Genomic DNA, 19,682 nt, shown 5'->3' with positions numbered 1-19,682 from the left:
TTCATTACCCCTTTAGCGCCGTCAGTTGTTTAACATCCAGCGTGTGCAGCGTGCGGTAAATCTTGCGCGCCATGAGCGTCATCACAATCACCGCGAAGATGGCATCGGTGGCAACGCCAATCTCGACCAATTCCGGTGCGCGGAAGGCCAGCAGCGCCAGCATCAGATGAGCCCCGTTCTCCATCAGGCAATAGCCAAAGATATTTTTCAGAATATTGCGTTGGGTGACGATACACAGCAGGCCAATCAGGAAATGCCCCAATGAGACGGCCAGCGCCGGTTTCAGTGCGCTGACCATGGGCAGTTGCACCGGTTCAACCACGAAGTAGCTCAGCAAGATAATGATGGCGGCGATAAAAATCAGGCTGGCGGTACCAATGATGCCGCCATTGGCTTTGGGATCGTCCATTTGGCGAAAAGCGCGATACATAATCCACGGCACCAGCACCACTTTGGTGACAAAGGCACTCAGCGACCACAGGTACAGCTCGTGGGCACCCAAGGTTTCAGCCAGTACCAGAAAAATCAGCACCAGTACCAGTGACTGCAAGGCATAAAGCAGCGCCGAAGTGGCGGGTTTCTTGGCGATGATTACCAGTAGTGAGGTAATGATCAGCAGCCCTGCGAGGTTATTTACGACCAAATTATTGACAAGAAGTGTTCCGGTCATTTTCTACTCCCTTATCCGAGCCAGGCGACAGCAATAAAGCTTGAGCACACCGACATAATCACCAGAATCACCAATACCCCCTGCATCGCCAGTGGCAGCGGTTTGGCGCAGGCGACCTCTGGTGATGGTTTACCGGGTACGGTTTGCCCGAACCAGTAGAGGAACCAGCCAAAGCTCGCTACCGATTCAAGTAGTGCCAGCACCAGCAGAGGTATCAGTAGCCAATGTTCGTGAGAGAGCGAGAAGCCAGCGGCAAAAATAGGGAATTTGCTGAAGAAGCCATTAAAAGGTGGCACCCCAGTGATTGCCAGTGCAGCGACACAGAACCCCACGCCCAGTAGTGGCATTTTGCCCATGATGCCTTTGAGTTTGGGTAACATACGAGTACCGCAGCTATAGCTCAGCGCACCTGCCACTAAGAAGAACAGACTCTTGGCAAACGCATGGTTAAAGATGTAGGCAATGCCGCCATCAAAGGCCATTTTTGAGCCATAGATAGCCAACGACAGAGCGAAGAAGATGTAAGACAACTGGGTAATGGTGGAGTAGGCCAGCAGCCGCTTCATATCTTTTTGTGGCAGATACATAAAGAAGCCATAGATCAGCGTAATCACTGCCATCACCATGCCCAAGGTGCCAATTATTTGGGGTACATCGCCAGCGGAATAAATAGCGCGGGCAAAGATATAAACCCCCACTTTGACCATCGAGGCGGCGTGCAGGTATGAACTGACCGGCGTCGGGGCTTCCATCGCATCCGGTAACCAGATATGCAGTGGCAACTGGGCGGATTTCCCCCAAGCGGCAAACAGGATGCCGCCGAACACTATGATTTTGGTGCTGTTGTCTAATTGCGCCAGTGCCGTTAGGGCAAAGGTGCCGGTATTAACCAGTAACACCGCGGCCGCCAGATACAGGCCGATAGCCGCAACATGGGTTACCAGCAGCGCTTTGAGTGCCGAGCGCAGTGACTTCTGACTCTGGTAGTAACCAATTAATCCCCACGAACAACCGCCGGTGATTTCAAAGAAGAACAACTGACCCAGCAGAGTGGATGACAATACCAACCCGGCCATTGCACCGATAAATACCAGCAACAGGGCGTAGTAGCGGTTAGTGCCTTCGTGCGGATGCTCGCGATTACCCAGGGTCAGATAACCGGTAGAATAGATACTGACCAGCAGCCCAAGAAAGACGACGGCGAAAGCAATCAAGGTACTGATGCGGTCGATAGTCAGGCCAAACAGCGCCATATCGCCGTAGTGAATTAGATCAACCGTGACATCAATCTTCCCGCCACTTAAGTAGATATAGGCCAGCAACAGGGTTCCGAGAGTTGCCAGTAGTGAAAAGAAAGTACAGGACCATTTTGCCCATTGCTGTGGCAAGCAGGCCGTGAGGATGGCACCGGCAAATGGGACCAGAATGGTCGCAAGGGCGATGTTCATTAGGGCGATATTCATAAGAGCCATGTTCTCCATGATGGGTTTATTAGCTCCTTAAAGACCTGTGAGATAGAAAACCAGGGACAAGGCAGCAACACCAAACCCCAGCCAGGTAACACGGGAGGTCAACAGGAAGCGCCCACGGGCGATACTGTTTTCCACGATGGAGGCCAGTACAAACACCACCACCAGCTTGATAATGCAGGCCAGTAGCGCCCACAACAGGCCAAATCCAGTGAGTACTGCCAGCTTGCCGAACGGGATAAACACGGCGAGGAACAGTTGTGCCACCACCACTTGTTTCAGGCTGATGCCCCATTTGACCAGACCCAGCGCGGCACCTGAGTATTCGGTTAGCGGCCCTTCTTGTAACTCTTGCTCAGCTTCGGCGACATCAAACGGGATTTTGCCCATCTCGATAAACACGGCGAAACCACAGGCCAGTAACGCCAGCGCGGTTGCGGTCGGCGATTGCCAGTGGCCGGTCGAGAGTGCAGTACTGATGGTGCCGATATTGGTCGAACCGGCGATTAACCCCACTACCAGTAGCGACAGAATCAGTGTCGGTTCCACCAGCACACCAAGGGTTAACTCACGGCTGGCACCGATACCGGCAAAGATGCTGCCGCTATCCAGACCGGCCAGTGAGAAGAAGAAGCGGAACAGCGCGAACAGATAAAGCAGGGCTATCAGGTCTCCTGCCACGCCAAATGGCGATGCTAGCGTGAAAATGGGCAGCGCCATCGCAATCAGCAACATGCTGCCTAATAACACATAAGGCATCAGACGGAAGATGATGCCTGCATTCGCCGGTGCTACATCCTGACGTTTTAACAGTTTGGCTAAATCACGATAGTCTTGTAGCACGCCCGGCCCGCGGCGTGAGTGCATGCGGGCTTTTACCATGCGCGAAATACCCGACATCAATGGTGCCAGCGCCAGCATGAAAAGCGCCTGCCCAATGGCGAAGGCAATCATAGAGACCGCAGGCATATCAGTAGTTGGCATTGCTCGTCTCCTTAAATAGCCGCGATTATCAGCAGGGTAACCAGTGCGGCGACCACATACAGACAGTAGAGGCGGAAATCACCCTGTTGTAGCCATTGAATACGCTGGCTGAGCCATTGGATCAGGCGAATAAGCGGGGCCACAATTTTGTCGTCCCATAGCGGCTCTACCCGCCCGGCACCACTGATCGAGTGCTCAAGAGCACGTTGCATCATCGGTGCGGGGGAGAGGGTTTTACGCATTCGATAGAGTGGGGCAAACATCATCCGCAAGGGTTGAGTAAAACCACCGGCGGAGACGGTCATTGCTTGTTCGTAGGCATAACCACAGGCCCATGGGTCACCGCCATGGCGAAATGCCAGACGGCTGCCTTTGTAGAGACTGGCTATCAGTAAAATCACCAGTGGCAGGATTAATAAGCCGAAGAAGATGTAGAGGGTAGACAGCATCGCTTGAGAACTGTGTTGTGGGAACAACAGCGGCCCTTGTGCAACCTGTAAAGTCTGTGCCGCAGGGGCCGCTATCAGGCTACTGGCAATGCGGGCAATCACCGGTGCTACCTCGGTGGCACCAATCCCCAATGCTAGGCACAGCAGGGCCAGCAACAGCATGGCTGCCGTCATTGGCCACGGCACTTCCCGCGCCTGTGCGGCTTTTTCCGTGCGCGGTAGGCCGCAGAAGCTAATGCCGTAGACTTTAACGAAGCACATGGCCGCCAGCGCGCCGGTAATTGCCAGCATGACGATGGCAATCGGTCCGGCCAGACGAATAATAAATCCACCATCTTTGGTCATAGTAAATAACGATTGATAGGTGAACCATTCACTGACAAAACCATTGAAGGGCGGCAGCGCTGAAATTGCCATACATCCCACCAGAAACGCCAGTGCGGTATACGGCATCATCCTTGCCAGCCCACCCATCTTTTCCATATCTTTGGTGTGCACCCGGTAGATAACGGCGCCAGCGCCAAGGAACAATAACCCTTTGAATACTGCATGGTTAAGCAGATGGTAGAGTGCACCCAGTAGGCCAAGGGCGGCCAATATAGGCTGGTGGCCCGCGATACCTATCATGCCAACCCCAACGCCCATCAGAATAATGCCGATGTTTTCAACTGTGTGATAAGCCAGCAGCCGTTTGATATCGTGTTCGGCTAATGCATACAGCACTCCCAGTACCGACGACACTGCACCAAAGGCCAGCACCACCACTCCCCACCATATTTGGCTGGCACCGAGTAAATCGATACCAACCTTGATGATGCCGAAGATACCAATTTTTACCATCACGCCGGACATCAAGGCCGAGGCATGAGATGGGGCTGCGGGATGGGCGCGTGGGAGCCAGCCATGTAATGGCAGCATCCCAGCTTTGGCACCAAAACCGAAGAAAGCCAGCAGGAAGATAACGGAAGCCATCACCGGCTCTGGATGCACCTGCCGGAAGGCGGAAAATTCCAGGCTGCCGCTCTGGCGGTACAATAAGAAGAAGGCAATCATGATTAACACGGAACCGGCGTGGGCAATCAGAAAGTAGAGTAGGCCGGCGCTGATAGCATCGTCGTCTTGATCGGAAATTACCAAGAAGTAGGAAGCCAATGACATCATTTCAAAGAAAATAATAAAGTAGAAGGCGTTATCCACTACCACCAGTGCCACCATCGAGGCGATGAACAGGTTCATAAATACCCCCATTCCCCATGCCCCACGCCCTTTGTATTCCTGCACATAAGCCAGTGAATACAGCGAAGTGACGACCACTAGCAGTGAGATGACCATCAGCATAAAGGCCGCCAATGGATCAAGGCGCAGACTGAAGGCCGCGAAGGGGAAGGGTCCGGCGGTGATAAAGGTAATGATACCGCCCCCCAGTAAGGTTGGCGCGGCAGCCAGCAGGCCCGCAACCCCGCCCAGCAATGAGGCCAGCCCTGCGGCATAAATCGCCAGCGTTTCCCGGCGAGCCAAGAGTAGCGAAAGTAGTGCACCGGCCAGATAGAGCAGTAAGGAGAGCCACAGTAGCTCCAGAGAGTTCATCATCTTTTCTGCTCCTCGTGAGAGAGGGTGGGCGAGCTGTCCCCGGTGATAAAGGGCAGGTCGTTGGCAAACCCACGGGCCGCAGCGAGCCGTTTAGCCTGATTGGCTTGCTCGATGCTGTGTTCATCCACCAACATCAGTGCGTTAGTGGGGCAGACCCGTACACATTCCGGTCCCTGTGGTTGGAAGCTGCATAGGTCACATTTCACAGCAATGGCACGAACACCGGCCGTCCATGCCAGGAACGGGTTCATGTTGGCCGGGCTGAATGGCACATCAGACAGCTCGGTCATCGGAATATATTCAGGAAAGCTCTCCGGCACGGCTAATGGCTTACTGCCAGCGGGCGTAATTGCGCCAAACGGGCAGGCGATACCACAGAGCTTGCAGCCGATGCAGGTGGTTTCATCCAACTCAACGGCGTTATTGGTCAACGTGATGGCATTGACCGGACAAACTCGCGCGCACCATGCATCCTCGCAGTGGCGACAGAGAATCGGTGCTGTGACCGTGGCATTTCGCATCACGGTCAATCTGGGGTGCTCTTGTAAACCCTTGGCTTTATGCACCTGGCTGCAAGCAGCCATGCAGGTATTGCATCCAATACAAAGCCTCGACTCCGCAATGACAAAGCGGTTCATAGCCATACCCTCCGGGACAAAAATCTGGTGACAGTCAGGCTGATAGCAATCATTTCTAAGCTGCAAAGCATATTCTGTGCCAGCACGCCTGCTGCTGCTGTAAAAGAGCGGTGAAGGCACGCCTGCTGTGCATTGGGGCGGGGGGAGTAAATAGCGGAGATTTAAACGGCAGTGAAAATGGCGTAATTACGGTGGTTAAGTGTCGACATTAGTGACGAAACCGCCGCTCATCAATGACACTTCGACAGTGATTGCTCACCTTAATCATCTGGTCGCGGCCATATCTAAATAATAGTGTTATTTATTAGTTGTTTAGATGATTTTTCGAACAAGTGAAAATCAGCGCGTGGCTGGCATCTTCTTTGCATCACTATTGTCAGGGATACGCCACAGGAGCAGCACGGTCATGCATGAAATAACCTTGTGCCAACATGCTATTGCCATGATGGAACAGCAGGCTCGCTTACATGGCGCGCAGCGAATTACGGGGGTGTGGTTAGAAACCGGCGCATTTTCCTGCGTCGAACCGCAGGCGTTAGAGTTCTGTTTTGAGTTGGTATGCCGAGGCACGCTGGCGGAAGGTTGTGTGCTGCATCTTAGCCAGCAGCCGTCACAGGTGTGGTGCTTTGATTGCCAGCAGCAGGTTAATTTGCTGAGTAGCAAAGTGATACGTTGCCCATTGTGTGCCGGGAGCCATTTACGCATCGGCGCATCTGATGATGGCGTCATACTTAAGCGACTGGAGGTGGAATGAGTTTACTTTTTTTAACTGAAATTGGGCGATTGAATAACGCAGAGGCTAGGCTATGTGTATAGGCATCCCCGGTCAAATTGTCGCACTGGATGAAACTCAGCCCGGTACTGCCTGGGTGGATGTGTGCGGTGTGCGGCGTTCGGTGAATATTATGCTGGTGGCTGCCGACTCGCAGGCCAGTCTGGCATTAATCGGCCATTGGGTGTTGGTGCATGTCGGGTTTGCCATGAGCAGGCTGGATGAAGAGGAAGCACTGGAAACCTTGCAGTTGTTACAGCAGATGGGGGAGGTTGAGAGTGATGTAGGGGCATTCTTGGGGCAAAGGGGTTAACCGGACGGGTGTATTATTAAAAACAGGATCGGATTAGATTTCGGTTGTTAGTGCCTCATAGCTCATTTGACCTTTGATAAACCCAATCCAATAGCAAAAGCTAATTCAAAATCATGGTGCTGGTGCAGGATTTTTCTGCTTTTCTTCTGCCAGCCGGTGTTCCAGTTCAACCAATTGTTCCGGTGAGACGGCCGGATAACCTTGTGCGTCATCGGGGATCACATGTATCGCAGGGATAGGGATTAATGGCCCAAGAAAACGTGGTTCGCGTTTCAGAATATAGAGATCCGACAATGCGCCGAGACGGGCAAAAATCTCACGCACTCGCACATTGAGCATATCTTTGGGGGACGGGACGGCAAAACACTGCGCCTGAATCCCCATATGGAGGGCGATAAACAGTGCCCGTTCGCAGTGGAAGCGCTGGGTAATGATAATAAAATCGTTGGTGTCGAATACCTTACGGGTGCGCACGATGGAGTCCAATGTACGGAAGCCCGCGTAATCCAGCACGATATCAGCGGGGGCGACACCGGCGGCGATCAGGTCGCGGCGCATGGTCATCGGCTCATTATAACTTTGCAGCGCATTATCGCCGCTAAGCAGTAAATAACTGACTTTGCCACTGTTATAGGCGTTTATCGCCCCTTGGATCCGATATTGATAAAACTGATTAATACCACCAGTGCGATAATATTTAGCTGTACCCAAGACCACACCGACCTGCCGGTGGGGCAAGTCTTGTAGCTCATCATAGATAAAGGGGGCTGTTTTCCAGCTAATCCAGCGATCGAGCGCAATAGCAGTCACCATCAGCAACCCTACGATGGTAATCAAGCTAATAATCAGGCGTTTCCACATTCTCAGGCCTTTGATGCATTCAATCTACTGGTCATATTTGCAAGGCTACTTTACCTGCGCATGCGGCGCAAGCCTTATACCCTTCGTCCTTGAAGCTACAGCGTTGTTGGCTTGTCGGCTAGCTGTAACTCCAATGCCTTTGGGTATTATCTTCGACCTTGAAGCTACAGGGGAATTCGTTATTCGGCCCATACCGAAGTACAGGCCGAATAATAACTAGAACGATGTGCGCTTATAAGTGCGGTACTGCGGCTGCCAATAGTTATGCTCAATGGCTTTTGCCAGCGCTTCTTCTGAGGTAACAATGGCGACACCTTGCAACTGCGCCGCTTTGCCCACCTGCATTGCAATGCTTTTTGACACAGCCTGAATATCGTCGATACGCGGCAGCAATGCCCCTTCACCGTTCGATGCTAGTGGTGAACAGTCAGCCAATGCACGACTGGCTGCCATCAACATACCGTCGGTCACCCGCCGGGCGCCCGATGCCAGCACACCCAAACCAATCCCTGGGAAGATATAAGAGTTATTGCATTGTGCAATCGGATACAGCTTCTCCTTATAACTAACCGGTGAGAATGGGCTGCCCGTGGCAACCAGTGCGGCACCATCGGTCCAGTTAATAATGTCCTCTGGCCGCGCTTCAACCCGTGATGTCGGGTTAGACAATGGCATTACAATCGGCCGTGGACAGTGCTGGTGCATCTCGCGGATCAGCTCTTCAGTAAACAACCCCGGCTGGCCTGAGACACCAATCAGCACGGTCGGTTTAGCATTGCGCACCACATCCAGCAGTGAAATTGAGTCACTGGCCAGATTCCAGCTTTGTAGCGAATCACTCTTTTGCACCAGTTTACTTTGGAAATCCAATAAGTTAGGTAGTTTGTCAGTCAACAGACCAAAACGGTCAACCATAAAGACTCTCGCCCGTGCCTGATCTTCACTCAAACCTTCTGAAATCATCTGTGCAATGATCTGTTCAGCAATACCGCAACCTGCTGATCCGGCGCCGAGGAAGGTGACGGTTTGGTCGCGTAACTGGCTGCCTGCGGCATGGCTGGCAGCAATCAGGCTACCCAGCGTGACCGCCGCGGTGCCCTGAATATCATCATTGAAACAACATAGCTCGTCACGGTAGCGGTTCAGCAGCGGGGTGGCATTGTTCTGCGCAAAATCTTCAAACTGCAACAACACATTTGGCCAGCGGCGTTTGACCGCCTGAATGAATTCGTCAACAAAAGCATAATATTCATCACCGGAAATACGCGGATGACGCCATCCCATATACAGCGGGTCATTCAGGCGTTGCGGGTTGTTGGTCCCGACATCTAACACTACCGGCAATGTATAGGCTGGACTGATACCACCGCACGCGGTATACAGCGACAATTTACCAATGGGGATCCCCATGCCGCCAATACCCTGATCGCCAAGGCCGAGAATTCGCTCACCGTCGGTTACCACGATAACTTTCACGTTCTGTTTAGTGGCGTTTTGTAACATATCGTCAATGTGTTCACGGTTTGGGTAAGAGATAAATAACCCACGCGCACGACGATAGATATCAGAGAAGTGTTCACAAGCCTCGCCAACGGTAGGCGTGTAGATAATTGGCATCATCTCGCTGAGATGGGCGTCCAGCAGGCGGTAAAACAGAGTCTCATTGGTGTCTTGAATGTTGCGCAGATAGATATGCTTGTCGTCGTCATTTTTAAAATCTTGATACTGGCGGTAAGCGCGCTCAGCTTGTTCTTCAATAGTTTCAACCGCTTCAGGCAACAATCCGTGTAAGTTAAAGTGGTTGCGCTCATCATTAGTAAAGGCGCTGCCTTTGTTAAGGAGAGGGAATTCTAACAGGATCGGACCAGCGTAGGGGATATAGAGGGTGCGCTTACTTTCGTATTCAAGTTCCATGAGTTTTACTCTTATATGACTATGGGTATTGATAGCAATTGTTGCCCTGATCCTAAAAGATAAGAAGAATATGTACAGCTTTTGTTAGTTAAATATGTCTGTAATCGGTAAAAGTGCGAGTTAACTTGCAGATTTAGCTGAGCAGTTTATTGGAACCAGGCGTCATTCGTTGCGAGGTCTCGGTGCTATGATCGGCATCGCTCAGGCCAGCTTATGGCTTGGAATACCAGATGACTTATCAGGCCGTACACGGGGGAATGAGTTTCACTGCTATTTAGGGGAATCGGTAGGATTAGCGTGATAACTGGGGGTTAGCCATGTAACCCCCAATTAGTTGGGGGTTATTTAGGCAAAAATGTCACGTGTTTTACATCATCGCAACCTAAGGCTGCCAGTGTTGCCAGTGTGGCATCCCACTGAGTCAGTGTCGGATTACTGCCCTCAATCAGCACCGCACGGCGAATGGCCGCGCAATCCCCACCGGTAATGTTGGTCAGGATCAATGCAGCTTGCAGCGGTGGTAGGCTGGGGTTGAAGGCGGCATTTTCTGCATAACGGCCCACATAGATAGCACCATCAGCCGCTTCCAATGCAACACCGCTATGAGCATTGCTATAAGGAGCATGACTGTGGTTCGCACCTTCGAGGGCTGCCTGAGTCAGTGCATCGGTTTCAGCTACGGTGTAGCCATGAAACACCGGATCCATCAGCAGCGTGGTGATATCCAAATCTTTCGGGCCGAAAGAGTCAGGCAAATAGTGACCCAGGGTTGCGGCAGGGCGGCCCGGCAAATGGATATGCAGGTCGGTTCCGCTATTCAGCTCATTCATAAACTGGCGGCAATGACCACAGGGAGTGTAATTAACAGTAATTGCGACCAGGCTGGCTTCGCCGCGTAACCAGGCATGAGTAACCGCACACTGCTCGGCATGAATGGTTTGTTGTAGCGGTACACCGCTAAACTCCATATTGGCGCCAAAATAGAGGTTGCCGCTGCTCCCCTGAGCGATAGCACCAACCATAAAATGAGAGATTGGCGCCAGCGCACACGCGGCAGCCAGCGGCAACAACGCGAATGCCAGCGCATTGTCATCCAACCCACTGATGCTTTTTACCGTTTCCACTTGCTTCGCTGTCAACATGGCAGGGAAATCGTTTGCGCTCAGAATAGGTTCAAGTGCTGATTGCAGTGAAGCGGGTAGCTTAGCCCAAGGGGCATGAAAACGTGCTTGCATAGGGAGTCTCTCCAAGAGTAACGGGAAACTATTTTAGGCAGCTTAGGGGCTTCTTGATGTGATTAAGATCTCATTACCAATGAAATCGATGCAAGTAAAATCTCAAATGAGAGATGTATCTCAAATTTAAACCTGAAAACAGGCGCTATTTCACCTTGTTACTGTAGACCCTGATATGCGTTTGCGCGTCAGGGTCTCACGCCATTAGCCGAACAAATGGAGTAACACCGGGAATAGGAAAGGAGCCAACAGTGAAGTGATAATCCCGCAGATTACCAGTGCCAGTGAGCTAAATGCACCTTCCTGAAAGTCCATTTCAGCACAACGGGCGGTGCCCAGTGCATGGGAGGCGGTACCCATGGCTAAACCTCGCGAGGCCTTAGTGGTTATCTTTAATAAATTTAGCAAGCTATGGCCAAATACCGCACCCAAAATACCGACAAAAATGACGCATACTGCGCTGATGGCGGGTAAGCCATGGATAGACTCAGCGACGGCCATGGCAATAGGTGTGGTGACAGATTTAGGCAATACCGAAGCCGCAATCTCCGGGGTTGCTCCCATCCACAGGGCGACCGCCGTACCACTAACCATGGCGGTAATACTGCCAATAAAACAGATACTGATAATGGATTTCCAGCGGGCGCGAATTTGATGCAATTGTTCATATAGCGGGAAAGCTAGCGCCACCACGGCGGGTTGCAGTAAATCATTCAATACTTTGCTGCCAGCAAAATAGTTGGCATAGGGCATATGCGTGACCAGCAGCAATGGAATGATAACAACCATCGATATCAATAATGGGTTAAGCAGTGGCATTTTCAGCCAGCGGGCTAAGCGACGCGCACCAAAGAATACGATTAAGGTGAGTGGCAGTGACCACCATAAATTGCTGATCATTTGTCGTCCTCGGTATGGGTAGGAGAACCAATGACTTTGCGTTCGCGGTGAACATAATGAGAACTGTAAGCCACCACCAACATGACAATTAGGGTGCTGACAAAGCAGGAAACTACGATGGGACCAAACTGTTTAGTCAGTTGGTCGTAGTACTGCATCACACCGACACCAATCGGCACAAACAACAGCGCCATATAACGGATCAGTAGGTGGCAACCGGGTTTCACCCAGATTGAAGGCAATATCTGGGATGCCAGCAGAGCAAATAAAATCAGCATCCCAATGATACTGCCAGGGATGGTGATAGGCAGCAGCAAAGCCAGTGCTTTACCCGCCCATAAGCACAGATAAATAATGGCGAAAGCCCGCAGGTACTGCCAGCAAAGTGAAGTCACATTGCGCATAGAAAAGGTCCTGAGTTACGGAGTGCATTCATCATACAATTAAGTTTGATTATGTGCTAGCTGTCACACTATGAATAATAGACTCATCATGTATCAAACTGTGAGCGTGTTGATTTGCTACTACACATAACTTATTCGCAGCCCGCCTTGCTGCATCTGGGCGCCTATTGGGTATGTTCTGATACCTGATGGGGTTGAGCCGACTGCGTCTTAGCCAATCGATAGCCACGATAGAAAAATGCCAGCCCCAAAATAGCCGCGATAATCAGCATATAGAACATCATCTGCGGTGCGGCCCAGGCTAGCAAGAAGCCACAAAGTACCGGATTAATCGCTCCGCCTAACTGACCGAGATTTTGTACCCCATAGTAACTGCCTTTGAGATTCGCTGGAGCAATAAAATCGATAAACAAGTATTCGACTGGGATAACAATAATTTCGCCCAATGAGAAAATCGCCATTGCCAGCATCCATAGTGGAATTGAATCTTGAGCCGCCATAAATCCGAGTAGGCCAATGATAAAGAACAGGGTGCCAAACATCAGCCAGCGCATTAAGTTCTGCTGATTCATACGGCGACTTAATAAGTATTGCAGGGTAATCACAATAGTTGCATTAACGGTCATTACTGCACCGATCACCTGATAGGCAAATTTAGCATCTGACACCGTAATCAGATATTGAGATAAATAACCCGAGAATTGGCCAAAGACAATGGCACTGAGCATACTGCCCAGGGTGAAGTAAATCAGCCGTTTATCACAACGTAAGATAGTAAATGTTTGGCGGAAATCCGGTACTGATTCGCTGGCTGAATGTTCTGTTGCTAACATATCGGTACTGCTTATTCTGAATTTCAACGCCACCGCGACCAGCAACGCCAATACACCCGAAATGATAAAAGGCAATTGTGAGCCAAAACCAACCACCAAAACCCCCATCGCCGGCCCCACCGCCCAGCCGACATTGACCAGTGTGTAGTTAGCTGAAAAGGCTTTAATACGTTCATTTACTGGCAGCCAATCAGCAAAACAGGCTTTGAGTGCGATACTGTAAACCGAGTAGGCCGAATGCAGCAGCGCCAAAATCAGAATGATCCAGGCCGGATGCTCAATCCATGGCAAAGTAAAAAATGTGGCAGAAAACAGACTTATTGCGAGCAAAATCAATAGCTTTTTATTGAATTTGTCCACCAGATAGCCACCATATAGGCTAGTGAAAATACCTAACGTCAAACTTGCCCCTAACACCAGCCCGACTTTATCGGGAGCCAACTGAAAATGCTCAGCCAAATAGATAGTTATAAAGGGCAGGGTGATAGCTCGCCCAATAGTCAGGACCAGCGAAGCAATCAATAAATTGGTGACACGTGATGGAAATCCTTTCATGGCATTTTCTTTTTTAATTATTTGGATAATAAGATATATCTATGCGGATTATTTCTAATAAAAAGAATGACTCGCACAGCGCTACGACAGTGGCTCAACCAACTACATTAGACTATTGCGGCGATAAAGAGAGGGGGGAGGGAGGAAAAATTTTTGTAAGCAGCAGATCGGCCTGAATCGATCTGCCAGTAATTGATATCGCCAAGGTCATGGGCGTTACCGCTAACATAGCAGTAACGTCAAGGACGAAGAGGATAATTAACCTAAATATTCGATGATTGACAGCCCAGCGTTATAATCGGTGCTGTAGATAATCCCTTGTGCATCAACAAACACATCACATGACTGAATAACTTGTGGCCGACCAGGGCGTTTATCCACCATTTTTTCCGGGGCTGCAGGCACTAATGCACCGGTTTCCTTCGGTTGGTATGGGTTACTGATGTCGTAAGCGCGCACTCCGGCATTTTGATAGGTAGCAAAAATCAGTGACGAACTGATAAAGCTGCCTGGGCGGTTCTCATGCAGGTTGTGCGGGCCGAAATGCGCCCCTTTTGTGACGTAATCCCGCTCATCAGGTACCGGAAAAGTTGAGATACTCACCGGATTGCTTGGCTCACGAATATCGAACAGCCAAATATGCTTTTCACCATCTTCCTGATTATCCAGCACCGCCTCATCCAGCACCACTAATAGGTCGCGGTCTGGCAATGGAAGTGCAGTATGGGTGCCGCCACCAAAGGGGGGGCTCCAGTTGCGATGGCTGATCAGTTTCGGCTCATGCCGGTCAGAGACATCCAGCAGGGTCAGTCCACCATCGCGCCAACTGCCATAGGCTGTATCACCGCTGATAATGGCATGATGCAATGCGTAACGTTTGCCTTCTGGCCAGCTTGGTTGCTCACCCGCCGCAGTATGCATGCCGGGTAAAGCATAACGCCCCGCCACCTGTGGTTTTTGCGGGTCAGCCAGATCAATGGCCAGGAAAATATAATCACTGTAGCCATCCAGCAATGCAGAAACATAAGCCCAGCGGCCGCCAACATACCAGATGCGATGAATACCAATACCATCAAGCGGCAGGAAGCTAATTTCACGCGGTCTATCCGGTATCGAAATATCAAAAATACGTAAACCGGCACTCCAACTGCGACCTTCCTGCCGGGTACTGACGGTTTGTGCCACGGAGCGGGTGTAATAGACTTTCTCTTGCGCAAAACTGGCGTCGGCAAACAGGTCGCGTGCGTTAATCACCAGCAGCAGGTCATCATGGACTTGTAAGTGTACGTTCCAAGTATTGGGGGGAGCGGCGATAAAACCTGCCGGGCGCGGATTTTTCGCATCCCGCACATCAATAATTGATACCCCTTGCGATACCATATGGCCGACATAGGCATAGCCACGGTGCACCATTACCTGTACACCGTCGGGTTTTCCGCCCTGATTGCTATGGCCAATCAGCCGCATATTGCGGCTGTATTCGGGTTGTGGCAAGGAAGCTTGCGTTGCCATCTATTTCACTCCCAGTCGGTTAGATTTACTGGCCGTTTTTGGCGGCAAGGGTGGCGAACCAGGGTGAGTTGAAATCATCGGATTGGCCCCAGCCCGGAATGATTTTACTCAAGCCTGCCACGTTAACCGCGCCGGGTTGACTGGCCAGCAAGGCTTGTGGAATGGATGCAGCACGGAACTCATAACTGGCAGGCGTCTCTTCCCCAGCAATCTTCTTGGCGACCAAACGTAAGTTAACGGCTCCAATCAGTTTAGGATCGACGGCAACACTGACTTTCCATGGGCTATTGGCTTCACGCATCAGTTGTAAATCCTGATTCGATATATCAATGCTGTAGAGTTTGATCTCGGTACGGCCATTTTCCTGTAAGGCTTTATAAGCGCCTTGAGTAAAGGCATCCCAAGTTCCCCAGATTGCGTCGATTTTGCCTTTCGGATATTTTGCCAATACGGCACCGACTTTATTGGCGGTATCACCCTGCACATCAGAAGACACGGCTCCGATAGACTCCAGTTCATGAATACCCGGATTCTGTTTTAGCAGTGCCTGATAAGCGGCCTGGCGACGTTCCATCGGTGGGAAACCGGCAACCCAAAGCTTGATGATATTGGCTTTACCGTTGAAGTCTTTGACCAATTGGCCAAAGGATTCATTGGTCAGGGATGCATCATCCTGCTGAGTGACGGTCAGGCCGGGAATCTCGCCCTGAATAGCGGTATCGAACACCGATACCGCAATGCCGCTGGCTGCAATCCGTTTAACCAGTTCGGTTGAGTACGGGTCACGCCCCTGAGAGAGAATGATGCCGTCATATTTTTGGCTGATGGCCTGATTCACAAAGTCTTGAAAACGGGCGTCGTCACCGTTGCTCAAGAAGGTATCGACTTTGAAACCGAGCTTTTTACCTTCTTTTAATACACCGGACAAAAATTGAGTGGTGTTGTCATCAGATCCCAGGTTACGGATCACGGCAATTTTAATCTGCCCTGGATGTTTGGCGATAGCATCTGGGATCGGGGCTACCGTGGCGGTGTCCGCTGCGAATACCGGCAGTGCTGTCAGTAGGCTCAGGGCCAGTAAAGGGGAAGCAATTTTTTTCATCCAAAACTCCGTCATGGTGTCGATAAGTTATGCAAAGTGAGTGGTGTTGTCGTTGTTATGGCTATCTTTGTGTCTAGACGTCTATTCGCCGCTGTACAGCATCATAACCATAACTATTTTGATTAGGAATTAACTTTGTTATGAATTTTTGGATTGGGTTATATCTTTTAGTTTGGATGGCTTAAATAAGCAGCAAAATAGGGCTAATGGATTATTATGCTGCGAGGAAATAGGCTTAATAACCTTTCTATTGCAATGGTTTATTCTTGCGTTGAGTATTCCCTTATTTTTATTAGGATTAATTTTTTATTTCGTTGTTTGCTCAGTACTGATACCCTAATGAAAATGTGTAGTAATCAATAATAGAGGTTCAATTCCATAATATAGATAGGTTTTGCAATTTTAAAGTTAATGATATTTAAAGGATTAAAGTCACTATGGAAAAAGTTAGCAGTCTATATAAATTCAGGCAGGAGAGTGCTGATAGAACACAACTGAGTTTGTGCTGTTTTACCTATAAGAATATCTATTTTTATCTGTCACGCAGTGAGTTTTTATTTCTATTTATTCGCTATTTATTAGCATTGACGGTACTCATTTTTTTAATAATAATACTATTTCCTGATTTAGCAGATGAAGTCTTGTCTTTATCGATTCAGGTTTTCCCCGCAGTCTACTCATTAGTCTTATTGCTGCCTTGCTTCAATCGGTTAACCTACCAAAATCTGACGCCTTATTGGTTGGTTTTTCATCTTTTCCCCATTATTGAAATGGTTATACACAATACAGTTACCTCATTCTTATCAGATTTATTTTTACTGTATCTGATATTTATAAATATTTATGATGTGAAGCTGCCAGATTGTGAGCGAAAAAAACAATTTGCTGCTGTTATAACGGAAGAGTATCCGTTTGGTCTCGCTATTGCTTGCTTTAGTGCATTATATATAAGTTTCTTTCTATTATTTGAACTGGATGATGCCATTATTTCCCTGATGTTACTGTCGTGGATTTTCTTTTTACTGGCAAGGTGGCATTGGCCGGTTGTGATGTTAAATTTATTAGGCGCCATCGGCGTATTTTGGTTTTTCGCATCAGGTTTTGTCGAGATGAAACATCATAAGAATATTATTATTAATGCGCTAATTAAGGTTTCTTTGCTGGACAGTATTCTGTTTCTTATTTTCTCATTAAGCTTATTTATTAATATGCTGTTTTGGTTGGAGGCATGGCAACGGGAGCGGTTGTCCACCATTACCAACATTGTGCGATAAAAAATGCCGGTTAGGTTTCCCCTGACCGGCATTTTTGCTATTTCCTGACAATTTAGTTATTCCCTGACAACCACTTTCGTCAGAGAACACTGTCATACATCAAATCATTTCACTTGCATGCCGGGTTGGGCACCACTGTCTGGGCTAAGCAGGAAGATATCTTTACCGCCAGGGCCTGCCGCCATCACCATACCTTCTGAAAGACCGAAGCGCATTTTGCGTGGTGCCAGGTTAGCCACCATCATGGTCAATCGGCCTTCCAATACTTTCGGGTCAGGATATGCAGAACGGATGCCAGAGAAGACCTGGCGAGTTTGGCCGCCGATATCCAAAGTCAGTTTCAATAACTTATCAGAGCCTTCAACAAATTCTGCCTGCTGAATCAGCGCAATACGCATATCCACTTTAGCAAAATCATCAAAACTGATGGTTTCCTGAATCGGAGAGTCAGCTAATGGCCCGGTGGCTACCACTGTTGGTGCCATATCCGCTTTAGACGAAGTAACCATTTCGTTAACTTTATCTAACTCGATACGATTGAACAGGGCTTTAAAGGTATTGATCTGATGGCCTAACAGCGGTTGTTGAATGCTATCCCACGTTAGTTCGGTATTGAGGAAAGCCTCAGTACGTTCAGTCAGCGATGGCAATACCGGTTTCAGGTAAGTCATCAGTACGCGGAACAGATTGATACCCAAGGAGCAAACCGCTTGTAGGTCGGCATCGCGACCTTCCTCTTTCGCTATCACCCACGGGGCTTGTTCATCAACATAACGATTGGCAATATCAGCCAGTGCCATAATTTCACGGATAGCTTTGCCTGATTCGCGGCTATTATAGGCATCTGCAATGCTGATAGCCGCATCAGTGAAGGTTTTATACAGCACTGGATCTGCCAACTGGTCGGCTAATTTACCGCCAAAGCGTTTATTGATAAAACCTGCATTACGCGAAGCCAGATTCACAACTTTATTGACGATATCGGTATTAACACGCTGGACAAAATCTTCCAGATTTAAATCAATATCATCAATGCGCGAAGAGAGTTTCGCGGCGTAGTAATAACGCAAGCAATCGGCATCAAAGTGTTGCAGGTAGGTGCTGGCTTTAATGAATGTGCCGCGTGATTTCGACATTTTCGCGCCGTTTACCGTGACATAACCATGAACAAAGATATTGGTCGGTTTGCGGAAATTGCTGCCTTCCAACATGGCAGGCCAAAACAGGCTATGGAAGTAAACAATGTCTTTACCAATAAAGTGATAAAGATCGGTTTCAGAACCCTCACGCCAGAACTCATCAAAGTCCAGGTCGCCGCGCTTGTCGCACAGATTCTTAAACGACCCCATATAGCCGATTGGGGCATCCAGCCAGACATAGAAATATTTACCTGGCGCGTCCGGTACTTCAAAACCGAAGTAGGGCGCATCACGGGTGATATCCCACTGTTGTAGGCCAGACTCAAACCATTCCTGCATTTTGTTCGCAACTTGCTCTTGCAGCGCGCCAGAACGCGTCCAGGCTTGCAACATATCGCTGAAGGCCGGCAGGTCGAAGAAGAAATGTTCAGATTCGCGCATCACCGGAGTCGCACCAGAAACTGCCGACTTTGGATCGATAAGTTCAGTCGGGCTGTAGGTTGCGCCACACACTTCACAGTTATCGCCATATTGATCTGGCGCTTTACACTTCGGACAGGTGCCTTTGACAAAACGATCGGGCAGGAACATGCCTTTCTCAGGGTCATAGAGCTGAGAAATGGTGCGATTCTTGATATAACCGTTTGCTTTCAGACGGCTGTATATCAGGCTCGACAGTTCACGGTTTTCATCACTGTGAGTGGAGTGATAGTTATCATAACTGATAGCGAAACCGGCGAAATCCTGTTGGTGTTCCTGGCTCATTTCGGCAATCATCTGCTCTGGTTCGATACCCAGTTGCTGAGCTTTCAGCATGATCGGGGTGCCGTGGGCATCATCTGCACAGATAAAATGAACCTGGTTGCCGCGCATTCGCTGGAAACGGACCCAGATATCTGCCTGGATGTGCTCGAGCATGTGGCCGAGATGTATAGAACCGTTAGCGTATGGTAGCGCGGACGTCACCAATATTTTTTTCGCGACTTGAGCCATAGTGGGAAATTGCTTTCTTTATGTCGATTAAAGGGTCTTTGATGTTAACCGATATGCTGGCTTGCCGCTAGGGTA

At 49.6% G+C, this 19,682-nt stretch carries 17 protein-coding genes; 3 read left to right on the top strand and 14 right to left on the bottom strand.

The genetic code is table 11. From position 1 onward, the window contains the following. Window positions 1-4 precede the first annotated feature (4 nt). The 5 genes from hyfE to V1953_RS13975 are packed head-to-tail and all read right to left on the bottom strand — an operon-like array spanning window position 5 to window position 5,800. Window positions 5-670, bottom strand: coding sequence for a hydrogenase 4 membrane subunit (gene hyfE / locus V1953_RS13995; RefSeq protein WP_083159369.1), 666 nt, complete (start codon window positions 668-670; stop codon window positions 5-7). Window positions 671-681: 11 nt separating this feature from the next. Beyond that, window positions 682-2,133: a hydrogenase 4 subunit D gene (locus V1953_RS13990; RefSeq protein ID WP_442851328.1), complete on the bottom strand. Its 1,452-nt coding sequence runs from the start codon at window positions 2,131-2,133 to the stop codon at window positions 682-684. Window positions 2,134-2,169: 36 nt separating this feature from the next. Then, window positions 2,170-3,123 (bottom strand): respiratory chain complex I subunit 1 family protein, encoded by a 954-nt coding sequence (locus tag V1953_RS13985; protein ID WP_083159367.1) that lies wholly within the window; start codon window positions 3,121-3,123, stop codon window positions 2,170-2,172. Window positions 3,124-3,134: 11 nt separating this feature from the next. Next, window positions 3,135-5,162, bottom strand: coding sequence for a hydrogenase 4 subunit B (gene hyfB, locus V1953_RS13980; protein ID WP_442851057.1), 2,028 nt, complete (start codon window positions 5,160-5,162; stop codon window positions 3,135-3,137). Beyond that, on the bottom strand, window positions 5,159-5,800 hold the full coding sequence (locus V1953_RS13975; RefSeq protein ID WP_032906844.1) for a 4Fe-4S dicluster domain-containing protein: 642 nt from the start codon (window positions 5,798-5,800) through the stop codon (window positions 5,159-5,161). The genes hyfB and V1953_RS13975 overlap by 4 nt, the downstream gene beginning before the upstream one ends. Window positions 5,801-6,206: 406 nt before the next feature. On the opposite strand from V1953_RS13975, the gene hypA reads away from it, so the two are divergent. Next, on the top strand, window positions 6,207-6,554 hold the full coding sequence (gene hypA / locus V1953_RS13970) for a hydrogenase maturation nickel metallochaperone HypA (RefSeq protein WP_083159365.1): 348 nt from the start codon (window positions 6,207-6,209) through the stop codon (window positions 6,552-6,554). Window positions 6,555-6,606: 52 nt separating this feature from the next. Then, on the top strand, window positions 6,607-6,885 hold the full coding sequence (locus tag V1953_RS13965) for a HypC/HybG/HupF family hydrogenase formation chaperone (protein WP_083159364.1): 279 nt from the start codon (window positions 6,607-6,609) through the stop codon (window positions 6,883-6,885). 111 nt (window positions 6,886-6,996) lie between these two features. On the opposite strand, the gene sanA is transcribed toward V1953_RS13965, so the two are convergent. From sanA to V1953_RS13925, 8 genes are all read right to left on the bottom strand, one after another. Continuing rightward, a complete protein-coding gene (gene sanA, locus V1953_RS13960; RefSeq protein ID WP_083159363.1) occupies window positions 6,997-7,746 on the bottom strand; it encodes an outer membrane permeability protein SanA in 750 nt (249 codons plus the stop codon). A 216-nt stretch (window positions 7,747-7,962) separates the two neighbouring features. Further along, complete coding sequence (locus V1953_RS13955; RefSeq protein ID WP_083159362.1) at window positions 7,963-9,660, bottom strand: NAD-dependent malic enzyme; 1,698 nt, start codon at window positions 9,658-9,660, stop codon at window positions 7,963-7,965. 341 nt (window positions 9,661-10,001) lie between these two features. After that, window positions 10,002-10,895 (bottom strand): cytidine deaminase, encoded by an 894-nt coding sequence (gene cdd / locus V1953_RS13950; RefSeq protein WP_372558455.1) that lies wholly within the window; start codon window positions 10,893-10,895, stop codon window positions 10,002-10,004. Window positions 10,896-11,099: 204 nt separating this feature from the next. Further along, window positions 11,100-11,795, bottom strand: a complete 696-nt coding sequence (locus V1953_RS13945) for a CidB/LrgB family autolysis modulator (RefSeq protein ID WP_032906846.1) — start codon at window positions 11,793-11,795, stop codon at window positions 11,100-11,102. Beyond that, window positions 11,792-12,199 carry a CidA/LrgA family protein gene (locus V1953_RS13940; RefSeq protein ID WP_083159360.1) on the bottom strand — a complete coding sequence of 136 codons (408 nt, stop codon included), beginning with the start codon at window positions 12,197-12,199 and terminating at the stop codon, window positions 11,792-11,794. The genes V1953_RS13945 and V1953_RS13940 overlap by 4 nt, the downstream gene beginning before the upstream one ends. Before the next feature lie 164 nt (window positions 12,200-12,363). Next, the gene (locus V1953_RS13935) at window positions 12,364-13,587 is read right to left on the bottom strand and encodes an MFS transporter (protein WP_083159359.1); all 1,224 of its coding nucleotides are present in this window, start codon (window positions 13,585-13,587) and stop codon (window positions 12,364-12,366) included. 258 nt (window positions 13,588-13,845) lie between these two features. Further along, on the bottom strand, window positions 13,846-15,099 hold the full coding sequence (locus V1953_RS13930) for an LVIVD repeat-containing protein (protein WP_083159358.1): 1,254 nt from the start codon (window positions 15,097-15,099) through the stop codon (window positions 13,846-13,848). Between the two features lie 25 nt (window positions 15,100-15,124). Further along, the gene (locus V1953_RS13925; protein WP_193784687.1) at window positions 15,125-16,201 is read right to left on the bottom strand and encodes a sugar ABC transporter substrate-binding protein; all 1,077 of its coding nucleotides are present in this window, start codon (window positions 16,199-16,201) and stop codon (window positions 15,125-15,127) included. Window positions 16,202-16,638: 437 nt separating this feature from the next. On the opposite strand from V1953_RS13925, the gene V1953_RS13920 reads away from it, so the two are divergent. After that, window positions 16,639-17,475: a hypothetical protein gene (locus V1953_RS13920; RefSeq protein WP_083159356.1), complete on the top strand. Its 837-nt coding sequence runs from the start codon at window positions 16,639-16,641 to the stop codon at window positions 17,473-17,475. 104 nt (window positions 17,476-17,579) lie between these two features. On the opposite strand, the gene metG is transcribed toward V1953_RS13920, so the two are convergent. Continuing rightward, window positions 17,580-19,607 carry a methionine--tRNA ligase gene (gene metG / locus V1953_RS13915; protein WP_083159355.1) on the bottom strand — a complete coding sequence of 676 codons (2,028 nt, stop codon included), beginning with the start codon at window positions 19,605-19,607 and terminating at the stop codon, window positions 17,580-17,582. Window positions 19,608-19,682 lie beyond the last annotated feature (75 nt).

Origin of the sequence: Yersinia sp. 2541 StPb PI (assembly GCF_052217145.1) — a bacterium.
GTDB classification, from domain to species: domain Bacteria; phylum Pseudomonadota; class Gammaproteobacteria; order Enterobacterales; family Enterobacteriaceae; genus Yersinia; species Yersinia enterocolitica_E.
The sequence above is the reverse complement of the archived record's forward strand: the minus strand, read 5'-3'. Positions and strand labels throughout refer to the sequence as shown.

Bases quoted from the DNA above. Each gene is read 5' to 3' on its own strand.
- hyfE (WP_083159369.1), bottom strand. From the start codon at position 670: ATGACCGGAACACTTCTTGTCAATAATTTGGTCGTAAATAACCTCGCA.
- V1953_RS13990 (WP_442851328.1), bottom strand. From the start codon at position 2,133: ATGAATATCGCCCTAATGAACATCGCCCTTGCGACCATTCTGGTCCCA.
- V1953_RS13985 (WP_083159367.1), bottom strand. From the start codon at position 3,123: ATGCCAACTACTGATATGCCTGCGGTCTCTATGATTGCCTTCGCCATT.
- hyfB (WP_442851057.1), bottom strand. From the start codon at position 5,162: ATGATGAACTCTCTGGAGCTACTGTGGCTCTCCTTACTGCTCTATCTG.
- V1953_RS13975 (WP_032906844.1), bottom strand. From the start codon at position 5,800: ATGAACCGCTTTGTCATTGCGGAGTCGAGGCTTTGTATTGGATGCAAT.
- hypA (WP_083159365.1), top strand. From the start codon at position 6,207: ATGCATGAAATAACCTTGTGCCAACATGCTATTGCCATGATGGAACAG.
- V1953_RS13965 (WP_083159364.1), top strand. From the start codon at position 6,607: ATGTGTATAGGCATCCCCGGTCAAATTGTCGCACTGGATGAAACTCAG.
- sanA (WP_083159363.1), bottom strand. From the start codon at position 7,746: ATGTGGAAACGCCTGATTATTAGCTTGATTACCATCGTAGGGTTGCTG.
- V1953_RS13955 (WP_083159362.1), bottom strand. From the start codon at position 9,660: ATGGAACTTGAATACGAAAGTAAGCGCACCCTCTATATCCCCTACGCT.
- cdd (WP_372558455.1), bottom strand. From the start codon at position 10,895: ATGCAAGCACGTTTTCATGCCCCTTGGGCTAAGCTACCCGCTTCACTG.
- V1953_RS13945 (WP_032906846.1), bottom strand. From the start codon at position 11,795: ATGATCAGCAATTTATGGTGGTCACTGCCACTCACCTTAATCGTATTC.
- V1953_RS13940 (WP_083159360.1), bottom strand. From the start codon at position 12,199: ATGCGCAATGTGACTTCACTTTGCTGGCAGTACCTGCGGGCTTTCGCC.
- V1953_RS13935 (WP_083159359.1), bottom strand. From the start codon at position 13,587: ATGAAAGGATTTCCATCACGTGTCACCAATTTATTGATTGCTTCGCTG.
- V1953_RS13930 (WP_083159358.1), bottom strand. From the start codon at position 15,099: ATGGCAACGCAAGCTTCCTTGCCACAACCCGAATACAGCCGCAATATG.
- V1953_RS13925 (WP_193784687.1), bottom strand. From the start codon at position 16,201: ATGAAAAAAATTGCTTCCCCTTTACTGGCCCTGAGCCTACTGACAGCA.
- V1953_RS13920 (WP_083159356.1), top strand. From the start codon at position 16,639: ATGGAAAAAGTTAGCAGTCTATATAAATTCAGGCAGGAGAGTGCTGAT.
- metG (WP_083159355.1), bottom strand. From the start codon at position 19,607: ATGGCTCAAGTCGCGAAAAAAATATTGGTGACGTCCGCGCTACCATAC.